Below are 15,656 nucleotides of genomic sequence, written 5' to 3'. Positions count from 1 at the left end.
CCAGCAGGAGCAGGGTGTGCACCTGCCTGCGAACCGGTTCACACGTCCGCTACCCAAAATTACTCTCCCCGACGTCTCTGCGGGTCGGGAATCACACCTCCAGGGCATCGTATGCGGCGAGTGCGGCACGGGCGCGATCACGAACCGTCTCGACCAAGTCGGTCGGTCCGATGACTGTCGCTGCCGACCCGAAACCCAACACCAGGCGCGCCATCCATTCCAGGGAGCCGTATCGCATCGTCACCTCGACCGACCCGTCCGGCAACGTCTGCACCGGGACCATCGGATAGTTGTCGAGTATCCAACCGTGTGCCGCCGAGATCCGCAGGTGGGCCTGCGGCAGGGCGGCGTCGTCGCTGAACAGCTCGAGGTGGGTGTCGGTTCCGAGTGCCTGCGCGGGTGGCACGGATGCCTCGTCCAACTCGACGGCTCCGTCGATTCGGTCGAAACGAAACAGCCGGACGCCCTCGGCCTGACGGCACCAAGCCTGCAGATACGACTGATCGTCGACGAGCAATGAACGGATGGGATCGACGACACGCTCCGAAACGGTGTCGCGGGACGCCGAGTAGTACGTCAGGCGCAACGCGTGATCGCGCTGCAGGGCCGATCGAACAGTCGTCACGACCATAGACTCCGGCGCAGGCGCCGATGCACCGTCGGCATCTCCTCTGTCACCGCTCGCCACCCGCGCAGCGTTGCCGGCAGCCGCCTCGATCTTGGCTATCGCGCCGTGGGCGGCGGTCGGGTCCACCATCCCAGGCATCTCGGCGAGCGATCGCAGCGCCACCAACAGGACTGTCGCTTCCGTCGACGTGAGGCGCAGTGGGCGGTCCATTCCCGCCGAGAACACCACCGTGACGGTGTCCTCGTCGAAGGAGAGATCGATGAGATCGCCCGGGCTGTACCCAGGGAGTCCGCAGACCCACAACTGATCCAGGTCCTTCATGAGGTTGGGCACGGTCACACCGAGTTCCTGTGCCGCCTCCTCCTTGCTGATACCTGGGTTTGCCATGAAGTACGGCACCATGTTCAACAGCCGCGTCAGGCGTGACACGCGAACACTCACCGGACCACCTCCCCGCCATCGACGTCTACACCTGCCGCGAACCGCAGTTTGTCCTGCACGCTCGAGCGGAGCGACTCTGGTTCCAACACGACAGCGTCGTCACCGTGTCCGGCAATGAGCCGGGCGATCCATTCCCAGGACCGAACCGGAATCTCGAGGGTCTCGCCCGGTCGACCCCCGAACTCCCGCGATTCACGCATCGTCCCGAGACGTCGCAATTCCAACGCACGCCCCGCGGTCACCCACACGACGGCTCTACCGGTCACCGATCCGGCCCCGGTGACCTTGTCGACGATCGCTCGCAGATCGATGCCCGGAGGCTTGCGCACCGCATTCTCCGGTCCGATCGCCTGGACCGGATCTGCTATGCGCGACAGCCGGAACGTGCGTGTCGCGTCGCGGTCGACGTCGTGTCCCACGAGGTACCAGCGTCCGCGGAGCGTCACCACACCCCATGGCTGCACGGTTCGAGTCGCGAACTCCTCAGTCGGCGCACTACGGTGCCGGAAGGTTACGGCACGACCCGCGTCGATCGCCTCGAGGAGCTTTCGCATCGAGTCCTCGGAGCCTCGTGTGCGGGCCGGGACGGTCGAGACCGGGACTGCCTCGAAGTCGGAGTCGACCTGAACCCCAGCCGCGCGCAGCTTCAACAATGCAGTCTGGGACGCCGACACCATCTCCGGCGAACCCCACAAACGGGCCGCGACCGCGACGGCGGCAGCCTCAGTGGCATCCAGGTCGACTTCGGGTAGTTCGTAGGCGGTTCGGTTGATGCGGTATCCCTCGGCCGAGGACCCCTTCGCCTGCCCTGTTTCCAGCGGAATTCCCAGGTCACGAAGCTCGTTCTTGTCCCGCTCGAACATCCGACTGAACGCTTCGTGACTTGCCGAGTCGCTGTACCCGGCCACGCTCTCCCGGATCTTCTCCGCGGTAAGGAACTGCCGTGTGGAGAGCAGGCAGATCACGAGGTTCATCAACCGCTCGACTTTGGATATCGCCACGTCGCCGAGCCTAATGCCACCGGACATACCGGTAGCACGAAGGGCAACTCGAGGGCGCGTCCGGCGGCGACGCTCACATGGAGGCGATCAGGCGGTCCACCCGCTCGTCCACCGACCGGAACGGATCCTTGCAGAGCACGGTGCGCTGCGCTTGGTCGTTCAGCTTGAGGTGCACCCAGTCCACGGTGAAGTCCCGTCCGGCATCTTGCGCCGCAGCAATGAAATCGCCCCGCAGCTTCGCGCGCGTCGTCTGCGGGGGCGTCGAGACCGCCGCTTCGATCGTCTCGTCTTCGGTGACCCTCTTCGCCAGTCCCTTGCGCTGGAGAAGATCGAAGACGCCGCGCCCCCGCTTGATGTCGTGGTACGCCAGATCAAGTTGCGCGATCTTGGGATCGGACAACTCCATTCCGTACTTGTCCTGGTAGCGCTGGAACAGTTTGCGCTTGATCACCCAGTCGATCTCGGTGTCGACCTTCGCGAAGTCCTGGTTCTCCACCGCATCGAGGGCACGGCCCCATAGGTCGACCACCTGATCGACCTGCGGATCACGATCGCGGGTACGCAGATGGTCGACGGCCCGCGAGTAGTACTCGCGCTGGATATCGAGCGCACTGGCCTGCCTTCCACCGGCCAGGCGCACCGGTCGGCGCCCCGTGAGGTCGTGACTCACCTCGCGGATCGCGCGGATCGGGTTGTCGAGCGCGAAGTCACGGAACGGAACACCGGCTTCGATCATCTCGAGCACGAGCGCGGCCGTTCCGGCCTTGAGCATCGTGGTGGTTTCCGACATGTTCGAGTCACCGACGATGACATGCAGACGGCGGTACTTCTCGGCGTCGGCGTGCGGCTCGTCGCGGGTATTGATGATCGGCCGAGACCGCGTGGTCGCCGACGAGACCCCCTCCCAGATGTGTTCGGCACGCTGCGACAGGCAGAAGGTGGCTGCTTTCGGCGTCTGCAGAATCTTCCCGGCACCGCAGATCAACTGCCGTGTCACCAGGAACGGGAGTAGCACGTCGGAGATTCGGGAGAACTCCCCCGCCCGCACCACGAGAAAGTTCTCGTGGCAGCCGTACGAATTGCCGGCCGAGTCGGTGTTGTTCTTGAACAGATAGATGTCGCCGCCGATACCCTCCTCAGCGAGCCGCTGCTCGGCATCGACGAGAAGATCCTCGAGCACCCGCTCGCCCGCGCGGTCGTGGTTCACGAGCTGCAACAGGCTGTCGCACTCGGCGGTCGCGTACTCGGGATGCGATCCGACGTCCAGGTACAGCCGCGCGCCGTTGCGCAGGAACACGTTGGAACTACGGCCCCACGAAACCACCCGCCGGAAGAGGTAGCGGGCTACTTCGTCCGGACTGAGCCGCCGATGACCGTGAAAGGTGCAGGTGACACCGAACTCGGTCTCGATTCCCATGATTCGTCGCTGCACACTTCGACATTACAGCGCCGAACGCGGTTGCCTTGCCGTTCAGGATCAGTCGCGTCGCCACAGGGTGGAACGTGGCCGAAGTGAGATGTTCGCCGAACCGTAGCGGGCGATCCTGCCCCTGACAGTGACCGCCAAGACTGTCGCCTAGGCGCTGTCCCCGGATCCGGAAGCGTCTCCCGTATCGGCTTTCTTGTCGTCGGCTGGGCTCGCCTTCTTGCCCTTCTTGCTCGCACCGGGCGCCGAGGCCGGCAGCATGGTCTCCAACGCCGCACCCGTGATGCGTCGAAACGCCCGCCTGGGTCGAGACTGGTCGAGTACTGCAACCTCGAGCCCTGACACTCCCAGTGTGCGTCGATCCGACTCCCCATTGCTGGTCGCGGTGCCGTCCTGCAGCGCCTTGACCGCCACCGCCACCGCCTCGCCCAGCTCCATGCCGGCGCGGTACGACTCGCTCAGGGCCGTCGTGATGGGCTCCGTGGAACCCCCCATGACGACGAAGTGCTTCTCGTCGACGATCGACCCGTCGTAGGTAATGCGGTACAGCTGTGCGAGCGGCGCCGCCCCGTGCGGCCCGACCTCGGCGACGCAGATCTCTACCTCGTAGGGTTTGGGCTGCTCTGTGAAGATCGTCCCGAGTGTCTGCGCGTAGCCGTTTGCCAAGGATCGGCCGGTGACATCACGTCGGTCGTACGAGTACCCGCGAATATCGGCCTGCACGATGCCTGCACGCCGCAGATTCTCGAACTCGTTGTATTTGCCGACGGCCGCGAAACCCAGGCGGTCGTACAGTTCGCTGACCTTGTGCAACGCGGTGGACGGGTTCTCCGCGACGAAAAGCACACCGTCGGCGAAGGTGAGCACGATGACGCTACGGCCGCGCGCGATTCCCTTGCGCGCCAGCTCCGAGCGATCCCGCATGATCTGCTCGGCGGAGGCATAGTACGGCAGCGTCATCGTGGAGTGCGTCCTTCCTCGGTGCGGTCGACCACGACGGCGTGAGCGAGTTCCGCCGTACGCTCCGCCGGCACATACGCCGCGCCCGCGGAAGAGATGGTCACCGCCGTTGGGTAAATCGAGCGAACGATGTCCGGCCCGCCTGTGGCTGTGTCGTCATCCGCCGCGTCGTACAGCGCCTCGACCGCCATCCGCAGCGCCGAATCCTCGTCGCTGTCTTCCCGGTAGAGCTTCTTGAGCGACGCCTTGGCGAACAGCGACCCGGACCCGACCGCGTGGTATCCGGCACGTTCCTCGTACCGCCCGCCCACGACGTCGTAGGAGACGATGCGCCCGGCCCGTTCGGGATCCGCCGCGTCGAGGTCGAAACCGACAAGCAGAGGCACGACCGCGAGTCCCTGCATCGCAGCACCGAGATTGCCACGAACCATCGAGGACAGTCGGTTGGCCTTGCCGTCGAACGTCAGCTGGACGCCTTCGATCTTCTCGTAGTGTTCGAGCTCCACTGCGAACAGGCGAACGAGTTCGATCGCCACGCCGGCGGTACCGGCGATCCCGGCAGCTGAGTAGTCGTCCGTGACGAACACCTTCTCGACGTCACGGCTGGCGATGAGATTCCCCATGGTGGCGCGACGGTCACCGGCGATCACGACGCCACCGGCGAACGTGAGCGCCACGATCGTCGTCCCGTGCGGCGCGATATCGGCTGTGTCGCCGTCGGAGCCGGTGCGGCCCATCTCGATTCGATTCCCAGGCAGCAAGTCAGGTGCGTGGATGCGCAGGTGTTCTGTGAACGAGGAGAGGTTCGACCCGTATGTGAACCTGGTGTTCCCTCCGTGTCCGTCGAACGCTGACGGAAGCCCTGCACGATCCGCTGTCACTGGCCGCCCTTCTGAACGTAAGCACGCACAAAGTCCTCGGCGTTCTCCTCGAGCACGTCGTCGATCTCGTCCAGAAGATCGTCGGTGTCCTCGGCCAACTTCTCGCGACGCTCCTGCCCTGCCGCACCGTCCCCGATCTGGGCATCGTCGTCGTCGCCACCACCGGCACGCTTGGTCTGCTCTTGAGCCATGGCTACCGACCTCCTCTCACCGCGGACCCATCGAAGCGTCTTCAACAAGTCCTGCTCGGATTCCAACCCTACCGATCGACGGCGCCAACGTGACGATAAGCTCCCGGCGCGCCTCGCTGACGTGATCAGTTCGTAAGCTGATCCACCAGCTCAGCGGCCGAATCGACGGAGTCCAGAAGTTCGCCGACATGGGCACGGCTGCCACGCAGCGGTTCGAGGGTCGGAATCCGCACCAACGACTCACCCCCGAGGTCGAAGATCACCGAGTCCCAGCTGGCAGCCGCGATATCGGCGCCGAACCGGCGCAGGCACTCACCTCGAAAGAACGCCCGGGTGTCCGCCGGCGGATTGTGTACGGCATCGAGCACCTGCTGTTCACTGACCAGGCGCTCCATCGAGCCACGCGCCACGAGACGGTTGAAAAGGCCCTTGTCGAGACGCACGTCCGAATACTGAAGATCGATCATGTGCAGTCGCGGCGCCGACCACGACAGACCTTCGCGATTCCGGAAGCCCTCGAGGAGACGCAGTTTCGCCGGCCAATCGAGCAGGTGGGCGCACTCCGCAGGATCCCGTTCGAGCAAATCGAGCACCATCGCCCACTTGTCGATGATGTCTGCAGTGCGGGGATCTTTGATCCCCTCATGGTCGACGAACTTGGCCACGCGGTCGAGATAGATGCGCTGCAGCGCAAGGCCGGTGACCTCGCGCCCATCGGCCAGCGCCACCGTTGCGCGCAGCGTCGGATCGTGGCTGATGTGGTGAACCGCAGTCACCGGTCGCGCGAGCTGCAGGTCCGACAGATCGACACCGGCCTCGATGAGGTCGAGCACCAGCGCAGTCGTGCCGACCTTCAGATACGTCGACATCTCAGCGAGGTTCGCGTCGCCGATGATGACGTGCAGGCGCCGGTATTTGTCGGCGTCCGCGTGCGGCTCGTCTCGGGTATTGATGATCCCGCGCTTGAGGGTCGTCTCGAGTCCGACCTCGACCTCGATGTAGTCGGCCCGCTGGGACAATTGGAACCCGGCCTCGTCACCCGATTGCCCGATGCCGACCCGGCCCGAGCCGCAGATGACCTGCCGCGAGGCGAAGAACGGGGACAACCCGGTGATCACGGCCGAGAACGGCGTGTCACGGGACATCAGGTAGTTCTCGTGGGTGCCGTACGACGCGCCCTTCCCGTCTACGTTGTTCTTGTACAGCTGCAGTCGTGGGGCGCCCGGGACGCTGGACGCGTGCCTGGCGGCCGCCTCCATGACCCGTTCGCCGGCTTTGTCCCAGATCACTGCGTCGATCGGGTCCGTCACTTCCGGAGCCGAGTACTCGGGGTGCGCGTGATCGACGTACAGGCGAGCCCCATTGGTCAGGATCATGTTCGCCGCACCGACCTCGTCGGCGTCGATCACCGGCGCCGGCCCCCCCAGCCGACCCAGATCGAATCCGCGCGCGTCTCGCAGCGGCGACTCCACCTCGTAGTCCCACCGCGTCCGTTTGGCTCGGGGCACGCCCGCCGCCGCTGCGTAGGCCAGCACGGCCTGCGTCGAGGTCAGAATCGGGTTCGCCGAAGGATCGCTGGGCGATGAGATTCCGTACTCGACCTCGATACCGATGATCCGCTGCATGGCACGAGCCTAGATCGTTCCGAGGGCCTTCATCCCTCCGCCTGCTCTCTGCCGGGCATCGAGCCTGTCTCCAGTCGGCACTGCAGGTAGGTGTCTGCACCGATTCTGCGGAGCGCCACGGACACCGGTCCCGGCGCCCATCGCGCGGAGGGGTCGGTCTCGAGTTTGGCATCCAGCAGATGCAGCGTGCGGCCGCGAACGGTGACGTCACACTCCCCCGCGGCGAGGACGTTGCGGACCCAGTCACTATCGGCGCCATAGGTCAGGGGGACGCGGTAGCCGTTTCCGATCCGAAAGGCATTGACCGGCGTCTTGTAGGCCCGGCCGGAGCGGCGGCCCCGATGGTGAACAAGCGCGAATCCCGGTAGGTAACCGGCGACGAGCACCGCAGCTCGATTGAGACCGACCCGGTTCATCCGGGCGAGTCGGCGCGGAAGAACCACAACGCCACCCCCTCTCGTCCGGCCGATCGTATCCCCGCGACCTGCTGCGGCACGCTGCTTCCGCTGCGGTGACACGATGGTGCAATGGATGAACTCGTCGCCGTGTACGACGTACACGGCAATCCGGTCGGTGAAGCACCCCGAACGCGGGTCTATGCAGAGGGACTCTGGCACGCCAGCTCTGGCGTGCTGCTCCGCTCACTCGACGGCACCCGCATCTATGTTCACCGGCGCGCACCCGACAAGGCCATTTTCGGGGGCATGCACGACTGCCTGGCGGGCGGTGTGGTCGATCCCGGCGAGACTCCGGAGATGACTGCACGACGCGAACTACGGGAAGAACTGGGAGTCACCGACGTCGAGCTGACACCCCTCGCTCAGGTCTCCTGGGACGGAACGTGGAACGGGGCTCCGCTGCGGTGCCACCTGCACGCGTTCGAGGCACGCTATGACGGGCCGATCCACCACCAGCCCAGTGAAATCACCGACGGGTGGTGGTGGACCGAGCAGGAGCTGCGTAGGCACCTGCAGGACCCGGGATGGCCGTTCGTACCGGACACCCGGGCCCTGCTGACGGACGACCTGGGCGGCTGACCGGCATCGCTACAGGTACTGCCCCGTATTGGACTCGGTGTCGATCGCGCGGCTCGCGCTCGCGTTCTTACCGGTGACCAGTGTGCGAATGTAGACGATCCGCTCACCCTTCTTGCCGGAGATGCGAGCCCAGTCGTCGGGGTTCGTCGTGTTCGGCAGATCCTCGTTCTCCGAGAACTCGTCGACGATCGAATCGAACACGTGCTGCACCCGCAGACCGGGCGATCCGGTCTCGAGGACGGCCTTGATGGCGTACTTCTTGGACCGGTCCACGATGTTCTGGATCATCGCGCCCGAGTTGAAGTCCTTGAAGTACAAGACCTCCTTGTCGCCGTTCGCATACGTGACCTCGAGGAAGCGGTTGTCGTCGCTCTCCGCATACATCCGATCGACGACGCGCTCGATCATCGTCTTCACGCACCCGGTGCGATCGCCGTTGAACTCGGCGAGATCCTCTGCGTGCAACGGCAACTCCTCGGTGAGGTACTTCGAGAAGATGTCCTGCGCCGATTCGGCGTCCGGGCGCTCGATCTTGATCTTGACGTCGAGACGGCCCGGACGCAGGATCGCCGGGTCGATCATGTCCTCGCGGTTCGACGCACCGATCACGATCACGTTCTCGAGTCCCTCCACACCGTCGATCTCGCTGAGCAACTGCGGAACGACGGTGGTCTCGACGTCCGACGAGACACCAGACCCACGGGTGCGGAAGATCGAGTCCATCTCGTCGAAGAACACGATCACTGGAGTGCCCTCGGACGCCTTCTCCCGGGCCCGCTGGAAGATCATCCGGATGTGCCGCTCGGTCTCGCCGACGAACTTGTTCAGCAACTCCGGACCCTTGATGTTGAGGAAGTAGGACTTGGCTTCCTTGCTGTCCTCTCCGCGGGCTTCCGCGATCTTCTTGGCGAGGGAGTTCGCGACCGCCTTCGCGATGAGCGTCTTGCCGCAGCCCGGGGGGCCGTACAGCAGCACGCCCTTGGGCGGGCGCAGAGCGTACTCGTGGAACAGGTCCTTGTGCAGAAACGGCAATTCGACCGCATCGCGGATCTGCTCGATCTGCCGGCCGAGTCCGCCGATGTCGTTGTAGCCGACGTCTGGGACCTCCTCGAGGACGAGATCCTCGACCTCCGCTTTGGGGATGCGCTCGAAGGCGTAGCCGGCCTTGGTGTCGACCAGCAGTGAGTCACCGGGGCGCAACCGACGCGTCGGGGAATCCGGGTCCTTGACGACGTCGTTGATCGCGATCTCCGCGAGCGGTGCCGCGAGCCAAACGACGCGCTCCTCGTCGGCGTGCCCGACCACAAGAGCGCGCGCCCCGTCGTCGAGAACCTCACGCAGAGAACAGATCTCACCGACACGTTCGAAGTCGGTCGCCTCGACGATCGTGAGCGCCTCGTTGAGGCGGACCGTCTGACCCGTGAACAGAGTCCCGGCCTCGACATTCGGCGAGCACGTCAAGCGCATCTTGCGGCCGGAGGTGAACACGTCGACGGTCTGGTCGTCGTGTACGGCCAGGAGCACTCCATATCCGCTCGGGGGCTGCCCGAGCCGATCAACCTCCTCACGCAGGGCAATGAGCTGCTGCCGGGCCTCCTTCAGGGTGTCCAGCAACTTGCCGTTGCGGATGGTGAGCGAATCCACCCGTGACTCGAGCTCGCGTAGCTGTTCGGGCGATTCCGCGAGTTGTCTGCGGAGAGCCGCCGCCTCTACCCTCAGCGCCTCGAGTTCACGCGCCGCCGCAACCGGGTCCGGATTCTCTGTCGGGTTCATGTGCAGCTCCTCCCAGTCCGATCATTCAACGCTACCGGCACCGAACGCAAAGCGGGGTGCGACACGTGTCTGATCCGCGGCAGGGTGTCACTCTTCTGTCTCGAAACCCACACTACCGACCATGTTAGCCTTCCCTTACTTAGTTGTCCGATCGTGCCCGATCGACCGAAGGAAAGGCCACTACGTGATCATCCGCAAACCGCTCGTCGCCACCGGCGCCATGGTCGCCGTTCTCGGATTGAGCGCCTGCGGCTCCGACGAAACGTCGGACGAAGCCGCGACCACGACCGCCGCCGCTGCGCCGTCCGCCGAGGTGCTGCAAGCGCAACTGGCGACGTTCTTCGATCCCGATGTCGACGTGGCCGAGAGGGCCGCCGTCGCCGAGGAGGGCGACCAGCGGACCGAGGTTCTCGAGCAGTTGGGTGGGGTACTCACCGGCTACCCGCTGACCGCGGAGGTCGGCGAGGTTACCGTCGACGGCGACACCGCCACGGCGGTCACAGACATCACCGGCCCACATGGCGGCGCGCCGATCCCGGTCGAGTTCGCGAGAGTGAACGGCGAATGGCTGATCTCGGATGACAGCACCTGCGAATTCCTCGGCATGGCACGCCTGAGCTGTTCCTGACGGGGCCTCACCCCGTGGTCAGCCCTTGCTGGGCCGACGCTGCGGCTTGGGGGTCACCGTGCCCTCGGCCAGCCGTCGGGCCGTGACCAGGAATGCGGTGTGCCCCTGCATCCGATGCTCGGGGCGCACCGCCAGGCCCACCACGTGCCAGCCTCGCACCATCGATTCCCAGGACCGGGGCTCGGTCCAGCACTCTTGCTCACGCATCGCCTCGATGACCCTTGACAGCTGCGTCGTCGTGGCGACGTAGACGACGAGTACGCCACCAGGCACGAGTGCCTTCGCCACGGCCGGCAACACGTCCCAGGGGGCGAGCATGTCCAGCACGACGCGGTCGACCTTGCCGTCGGTGTCGGCGTCGTAATCGGCCAGATCGCCGATCGTCAGATCCCAGTTGTCGGGGCGCTGCCCAAAGAAGGTCTCGACGTTGCGCACGGCATGGTCGGCATGGTCCTCGCGCACCTCGTAGGAGGAGACCCGTCCGGTAGGGCCGACCGCCCGTAGCAGCGAACATGTCAGCGCACCGGAGCCGGCGCCGGCCTCGAGCACCCTCGCACCGGGGAACATGTCACCCTCGTGGACGATCTGCGCGGCGTCCTTGGGGTAGATGACCTGCGCCCCCCGCGGCATGGACAGGACGTAGTCGGTGAGCAGGGGGCGCAACGCCAGGTACGGGGTGCCGTTGGTCGACGTGACGACGCTTCCTTCGTCGGTGCCGATCAGCACGTCGTGCAGGATGCCACCGCGGTGGGTATGGAACTCCTTGCCGGGCTCGAGGACGACGGTGTACTTGCGTCCTTTGGCATCGGTGAGTTGGACGCGGTCACCGACCTGAAACGGTCCGCTACGTCCCAGTCCGCCTGAGGCCATCTCGAGTCCACTCCGTTCGTTCGAGCGCCCGACGCCTTGTCGGACCCAGCGCATAGTCTGGCACGCACCCCGAGCAGCCGACGACATGGTCGAAACCTGCCGACCCCGCCAAGACCTGCCGAGATCTGCCGAGTTCCGCCCCGGTTCGAGTCGCCTGAGCGGCTGGTGCGACCATGTGATCCGTTGCCCGGCCTTCGGAGGAACACCGCCCCGTGCCCGGGTCGACCCGACGTATCTCCCTAGGCAAGTTCGGATTTGCAAGTTCGGGTTCAGAGGAGATGGTCGAGTGAGCGATCTGGCGTACTACATTCCGCTCGGGGGCGGACAGGACGGCGTCGAGCGGTTCGAGTCGACGTCGCTAACGGTCAGCACGTGGGCGGAGACGATGCAGCACGGCAGTCCCCCGTCGGCGCTACTGGTACGTGCGCTAGAGCGCTGCGGGCACCGCCCGAACACCCGCCTGACCCGCGTCGTCATCGAGATCCTGGGCCCCATTCCGATCAGCGACATCGAAGTGCGCTCGTGGATCGACCGTCCCGGCAAGCGCGTCGAACTCGTGGTGGCCGAGCTCTGGACCAAAGGCCCCGACGGAGTCTCCCGCGCTGTTGCCCGCGGTACGGGCTGGCGGATGCAGACGGTCGACACGACAGCCGTCGTGCACACCGCGGACAGCCCTCTCGCCCCGTTGTCCGAGACCCACGAGATCGACATGAGTGGACCCTTCTTGGGCTCGGGATTCGTGAGCAGCCTCGACTGGCGGTGGCTCGCCGAGATCGGCGGTCCGGGCCCCGGTCAGGTATGGCTACGCCCCAATGCCGTTCTGGTCGAGGGGGAATCACTGACGCCGATCGAGCGGCTGTTCGCAGTCGTCGACGTCTCGAACGGCGTCGGCGCGAAGATTCACCCGAACGAGTGGACGTACCTCAACACCGATCTCACGGTCCACCTGTTCCGTGTCCCGAGCGGCGAGTGGATCGGACTGTCGTCGGAAACCTCGTACGGTCCCGACGGCGTCGGAATGTGCTCGGGCGTCATCTACGACGAGATCGGCGCTGTCGGTCGGATCAACCAGACCGTTCAGGTGCGCGCCCGCTAGTTTCCGCGAACGCCGCGAGGGCGGGGGTTCCCGAGTTTCGGGCGCGACCGCCCTCACAGCCAGATGGACAACCGGTCAGAACCGGCACGAGCGGATGTCCGACGCCAGGATCGCCCTGGCACCGAGATCCGCGAGTTGATCCATCACCCCGTTGTGCCCCTTACGTGGCACCATCGCCCGCACCGCGACCCAATCTTCGTCTGCGAGCGGCGACAGGGTCGGCGACTCGAGGCCGGGCGTCACCTCGAGCGCGTCATCCAGGATGCTCTTGGGGCAGTCGTAGTCGATCATCAGGTACTGCTGCGCGAACACGACGCCCTGGATTCGCTTGATCAACTGGTTCCTGACGCGGTCCTCCGGGTCGGAATCGAGGCGCTCGATCAGCACACCCTCCGAGTCACACAGCGCGTCACCGAACGCGACGAGATTGTGCTGGCGCAGCGTGCGACCGGATCCGACGACGTCCGCGATCGCGTCGGCGACACCGAGTTGGATGGAGATCTCGACGGCGCCATCGAGGCGGATGACGGTGGCCTCGAGGCCCCGAGACGCGAGGTCTGCGCGCACGAGGTTCGGGTACGACGTGGCGATCCGCAGACCGGCCAGGTCCTCGACCCTCCACTCCTTACCGGCCGGACCGGCGTAGCGGAATGTCGATCGGCCGAAACCGAGGGCGAGTCGCTCGGCGACAGGCGCATCCGAATCGAGGGCGAGGTCACGGCCGGTGATACCCAGATCCAAGTCACCGGAGCCGACGTAGATGGCGATGTCCTTGGGGCGCAGGAAGAAGAACTCGACGGAATTGGTGGGGTCGAGGACGGTCAGGTCCCGCGAATCGGTGCGACGACGGTAGCCGGCCTCGCCGAGGATCTGGCTCGCCGATTCCGACAGCGATCCCTTGTTAGGTACTGCGACACGCAGCATGTGCGGTGGTCCTTTCAGGACGGGTGGCTGAGGTTGTTCGACAGGCATGCCCGGGCGGTGTTCGATACCGGGCACCTTCCGGGTGCGGCGGCGGATGCCGTCACAGATGTCGATAGACGTCCTCGAGCTTCAGCCCCCTGCCTACCATCAGGACCTGGATCCAGTAGAGCAGCTGAGAGATTTCCTCGGCGAGGGCTTCGTCGCTCTCGTGTTCGGCGGCGATCCAGACCTCGCCGGCCTCCTCGAGCACCTTCTTGCCCTGCGTGTGGACACCTGCGTCCAGCGCGGCAACGGTGCCGGATCCCTCAGGGCGGGAGGCGGCGCGCTCGGTCAGCTCGGTGAACAGGGAGTCGAAGGTTTTCACGGGGACTCATTCTCGCACGTGACCGGACGCGATCCGAACTTGGACCGCGCTCACCACCCCAGAACCCGCCGGCTCTCGAATCGCCTGGTCTTGCCGGAGATCGGATCGTCGAACTCGAGGCTGCGCGCGAGCAACCGCAGCGGGTTCGCGAAGTCGTCCGGGTCGCGCCGTCGCAGATGCGGATAGAAGTTGTCGCCGACGATCGGCGCCCCGATCGAGTTCAGGTGCAGCCTCAGCTGATGGGTGCGGCCGGTCCTCGGGTGAAGGCGATACCGCGCGAGGTTGCCGCGGCGCTCGATCATCTCGATCCGCGTCTCCGAGTTGGGTTCACCAGGTTCCTCGTACGCCGTCAGTTCGCCGTGGACCTTTCTGATCCGGCTCCGGACGACCGACGGGAAGTCGATGTCGCCGCGACGAGGCGCGACAGCCTCGTACACCTTGCGCACCCGCTGTCGCTCGAACATCTCTTGGTAGGGACGGCGCAGCGCCGGCTCGGCCGTACACAACAGCACCCCGGCCGTCATCCGGTCCAGGCGGTGTACCGGGACGAGATCCGGTAGGTCGAGATCACGGCGCAACCGGACGACGACGGTCTCGCGGATGTGTGCGCCACGCGGGATCGTCGACAGAAAGTGCGGCTTGTCGACCACGACGAGCCCGTCTTCATGGTGTAGTACGTCGACCTGGAACGGCACCGGTACCTCCGGGGCGGGATCACGGTAGAAGTACACGAAGCGCGTCGGCTGGTATCGCGTGGTCTCGTCGACGATGCGCCCGTGCTCGTCGACCACTTCCCGCGCCGCGATCCGGCCGGCCCAATCCTCATCCGGGTGACGCTGCGACAGGAATTCGACGATCGTCGACGCCACGACCCCGGCCGGCATGCGGATCCGGTCGGGCCCGAGTCCTTCCCGCACCGGCAACGGCGCACGCGCCATGTCAGATCCCCAGACGAGTCACGCGTCGGGCACGCACGACTCACACACGAGCGTCAGCTCGCGCCCGTTGACGTCCGGGTGGTTCCGGAACCGCGACGTCGGCACGTCACAGAGGGAGCACCTCCCGATCGTGACCGCGTTGGCCGTGAAGTCGATGTTCATCCGGTTGTCGAACACGTACAACGATCCGTCCCACAGACCCTCGTCACCGAATGTCTCTCCGTAGCGCACGATTCCGCCGTCGAGCTGGTACACCTCTTCGAACCCGCGATTGCGCATCAGCGCGGACAGCACCTCGCAGCGCACGCCACCCGTGCAGTAGGTGACGACCGGCTTGGACTTGAGATGGTCGTAGCGTCCGCTGTCGAGTTCGTCCACGAAGTCGCGGGTGGTCGCGACTTCGGGGACCACCGCGTTCCGGAACCGACCAATGGCCGCCTCGTATGCGTTCCGGCCGTCGAAGAACACGACGTCGTCGCCGCGTTGTTCCACGAGTTCGTGAAGTTTGTTCGGGGACAGATGAACTCCCCCGCCGACGACGCCGTCTGCGTCGACCTTCAGCTCCTGCGGGGCACCGAACGTGACGATCTCGGGTCTCACCTTCACCGACAGGCGAGGAAAGGCCGCGGCGCCGGTGCCGTCGGACCACTTGATGTCAGCGTCCTTGAATGCGGTGTAGGCCCGGGTACCACGCACGTACCGCTTGACGTCGGCGATATCGCCGCCGACCGTCGCGTTGATGCCGTGCTCGGAGAGAAGGATCCGGCCAGTCAGGTTGTTCGACGCGGCCAGGGTGTGTTGCCAGAGCCGGATGGCCTCGGGGTCGGCGAGCGGAGTGAACCGGTAGAACAGAACGATCTTCGGAATGGCCAC

The 15,656-nt window shown here is 65.5% G+C and carries 17 protein-coding genes; 3 read left to right on the top strand and 14 right to left on the bottom strand.

Going from position 1 to position 15,656, the window contains the following annotated elements:
* Window positions 1-91 precede the first annotated feature (91 nt).
* From EGT50_RS06815 to EGT50_RS06780, 8 genes are all read right to left on the bottom strand, one after another.
* Window positions 92-1,069 carry a helix-turn-helix transcriptional regulator gene (locus EGT50_RS06815; RefSeq protein WP_127951869.1) on the bottom strand — a complete coding sequence of 326 codons (978 nt, stop codon included), beginning with the start codon at window positions 1,067-1,069 and terminating at the stop codon, window positions 92-94.
* Window positions 1,066-2,070, bottom strand: coding sequence for a helix-turn-helix transcriptional regulator (locus tag EGT50_RS06810; protein ID WP_127951867.1), 1,005 nt, complete (start codon window positions 2,068-2,070; stop codon window positions 1,066-1,068). Before EGT50_RS06810 ends, EGT50_RS06815 begins: the two co-directional genes overlap by 4 nt.
* A 73-nt stretch (window positions 2,071-2,143) precedes the next feature.
* Window positions 2,144-3,502 (bottom strand): Pup--protein ligase, encoded by a 1,359-nt coding sequence (pafA, locus tag EGT50_RS06805; RefSeq protein WP_206615221.1) that lies wholly within the window; start codon window positions 3,500-3,502, stop codon window positions 2,144-2,146.
* A 144-nt stretch (window positions 3,503-3,646) separates the two neighbouring features.
* On the bottom strand, window positions 3,647-4,456 hold the full coding sequence (gene prcA, locus EGT50_RS06800; RefSeq protein WP_127951865.1) for a proteasome subunit alpha: 810 nt from the start codon (window positions 4,454-4,456) through the stop codon (window positions 3,647-3,649).
* Entirely contained in the window at window positions 4,453-5,337 is an 885-nt protein-coding gene (gene prcB / locus EGT50_RS06795) for a proteasome subunit beta (RefSeq protein ID WP_127951863.1), read from the bottom strand. The genes prcA and prcB overlap by 4 nt, the downstream gene beginning before the upstream one ends.
* A complete protein-coding gene (locus tag EGT50_RS06790; RefSeq protein ID WP_127951861.1) occupies window positions 5,334-5,528 on the bottom strand; it encodes a ubiquitin-like protein Pup in 195 nt (64 codons plus the stop codon). Before EGT50_RS06790 ends, prcB begins: the two co-directional genes overlap by 4 nt.
* A gap of 125 nt (window positions 5,529-5,653) precedes the next feature.
* On the bottom strand, window positions 5,654-7,153 hold the full coding sequence (gene dop / locus EGT50_RS06785; protein WP_127951859.1) for a depupylase/deamidase Dop: 1,500 nt from the start codon (window positions 7,151-7,153) through the stop codon (window positions 5,654-5,656).
* A 29-nt stretch (window positions 7,154-7,182) separates the two neighbouring features.
* Window positions 7,183-7,569 carry a nitroreductase family deazaflavin-dependent oxidoreductase gene (locus EGT50_RS06780; RefSeq protein ID WP_127951853.1) on the bottom strand — a complete coding sequence of 129 codons (387 nt, stop codon included), beginning with the start codon at window positions 7,567-7,569 and terminating at the stop codon, window positions 7,183-7,185.
* Between the two features lie 111 nt (window positions 7,570-7,680).
* On the opposite strand from EGT50_RS06780, the gene EGT50_RS06775 reads away from it, so the two are divergent.
* Entirely contained in the window at window positions 7,681-8,190 is a 510-nt protein-coding gene (locus EGT50_RS06775) for an NUDIX hydrolase (RefSeq protein ID WP_127951851.1), read from the top strand.
* Between the two features lie 9 nt (window positions 8,191-8,199).
* Here the strand turns inward: EGT50_RS06775 and arc are convergent, their stop codons facing one another.
* The gene (gene arc / locus EGT50_RS06770; RefSeq protein WP_127951849.1) at window positions 8,200-9,963 is read right to left on the bottom strand and encodes a proteasome ATPase; all 1,764 of its coding nucleotides are present in this window, start codon (window positions 9,961-9,963) and stop codon (window positions 8,200-8,202) included.
* A gap of 184 nt (window positions 9,964-10,147) precedes the next feature.
* Between arc and EGT50_RS06765 the strand changes: the two genes are divergently transcribed.
* Window positions 10,148-10,591, top strand: coding sequence for a nuclear transport factor 2 family protein (locus EGT50_RS06765; RefSeq protein WP_127951847.1), 444 nt, complete (start codon window positions 10,148-10,150; stop codon window positions 10,589-10,591).
* A gap of 18 nt (window positions 10,592-10,609) precedes the next feature.
* Here EGT50_RS06765 and EGT50_RS06760 read toward each other — a convergent pair whose 3' ends face one another.
* A complete protein-coding gene (locus EGT50_RS06760) occupies window positions 10,610-11,461 on the bottom strand; it encodes a tRNA (adenine-N1)-methyltransferase (protein ID WP_127951845.1) in 852 nt (283 codons plus the stop codon).
* Window positions 11,462-11,747: 286 nt separating this feature from the next.
* On the opposite strand from EGT50_RS06760, the gene EGT50_RS06755 reads away from it, so the two are divergent.
* Complete coding sequence (locus tag EGT50_RS06755) at window positions 11,748-12,557, top strand: thioesterase family protein (protein ID WP_127951843.1); 810 nt, start codon at window positions 11,748-11,750, stop codon at window positions 12,555-12,557.
* A gap of 75 nt (window positions 12,558-12,632) precedes the next feature.
* Here the strand turns inward: EGT50_RS06755 and hisG are convergent, their stop codons facing one another.
* The 4 genes from hisG to trhO all read right to left on the bottom strand — a co-directional run bounded on the left by hisG (window position 12,633) and on the right by trhO (window position 15,656).
* Window positions 12,633-13,481 carry an ATP phosphoribosyltransferase gene (hisG, locus tag EGT50_RS06750; protein ID WP_127951841.1) on the bottom strand — a complete coding sequence of 283 codons (849 nt, stop codon included), beginning with the start codon at window positions 13,479-13,481 and terminating at the stop codon, window positions 12,633-12,635.
* A gap of 100 nt (window positions 13,482-13,581) precedes the next feature.
* On the bottom strand, window positions 13,582-13,845 hold the full coding sequence (locus tag EGT50_RS06745; protein ID WP_127946901.1) for a phosphoribosyl-ATP diphosphatase: 264 nt from the start codon (window positions 13,843-13,845) through the stop codon (window positions 13,582-13,584).
* A 50-nt stretch (window positions 13,846-13,895) separates the two neighbouring features.
* Complete coding sequence (locus tag EGT50_RS06740; protein ID WP_127951839.1) at window positions 13,896-14,783, bottom strand: pseudouridine synthase; 888 nt, start codon at window positions 14,781-14,783, stop codon at window positions 13,896-13,898.
* Window positions 14,784-14,801: 18 nt separating this feature from the next.
* On the bottom strand, window positions 14,802-15,656 hold the full coding sequence (gene trhO / locus EGT50_RS06735; protein WP_127951837.1) for an oxygen-dependent tRNA uridine(34) hydroxylase TrhO: 855 nt from the start codon (window positions 15,654-15,656) through the stop codon (window positions 14,802-14,804).

It is taken from the genome of Rhodococcus xishaensis (genome assembly GCF_004011825.1).
Lineage (GTDB): Bacteria > Actinomycetota > Actinomycetes > Mycobacteriales > Mycobacteriaceae > Prescottella > Prescottella xishaensis.
The sequence above is the reverse complement of the archived record's forward strand: the minus strand, read 5'-3'. Positions and strand labels throughout refer to the sequence as shown.

Bases quoted from the DNA above. Each gene is read 5' to 3' on its own strand.
- EGT50_RS06740 (WP_127951839.1), bottom strand. From the start codon at position 14,783: ATGGCGCGTGCGCCGTTGCCGGTGCGGGAAGGACTCGGGCCCGACCGG.
- prcA (WP_127951865.1), bottom strand. From the start codon at position 4,456: ATGACGCTGCCGTACTATGCCTCCGCCGAGCAGATCATGCGGGATCGC.
- EGT50_RS06790 (WP_127951861.1), bottom strand. From the start codon at position 5,528: ATGGCTCAAGAGCAGACCAAGCGTGCCGGTGGTGGCGACGACGACGAT.
- EGT50_RS06775 (WP_127951851.1), top strand. From the start codon at position 7,681: ATGGATGAACTCGTCGCCGTGTACGACGTACACGGCAATCCGGTCGGT.
- hisG (WP_127951841.1), bottom strand. From the start codon at position 13,481: ATGCTGCGTGTCGCAGTACCTAACAAGGGATCGCTGTCGGAATCGGCG.
- EGT50_RS06760 (WP_127951845.1), bottom strand. From the start codon at position 11,461: ATGGCCTCAGGCGGACTGGGACGTAGCGGACCGTTTCAGGTCGGTGAC.
- EGT50_RS06780 (WP_127951853.1), bottom strand. From the start codon at position 7,569: ATGAACCGGGTCGGTCTCAATCGAGCTGCGGTGCTCGTCGCCGGTTAC.
- dop (WP_127951859.1), bottom strand. From the start codon at position 7,153: ATGCAGCGGATCATCGGTATCGAGGTCGAGTACGGAATCTCATCGCCC.
- arc (WP_127951849.1), bottom strand. From the start codon at position 9,963: ATGAACCCGACAGAGAATCCGGACCCGGTTGCGGCGGCGCGTGAACTC.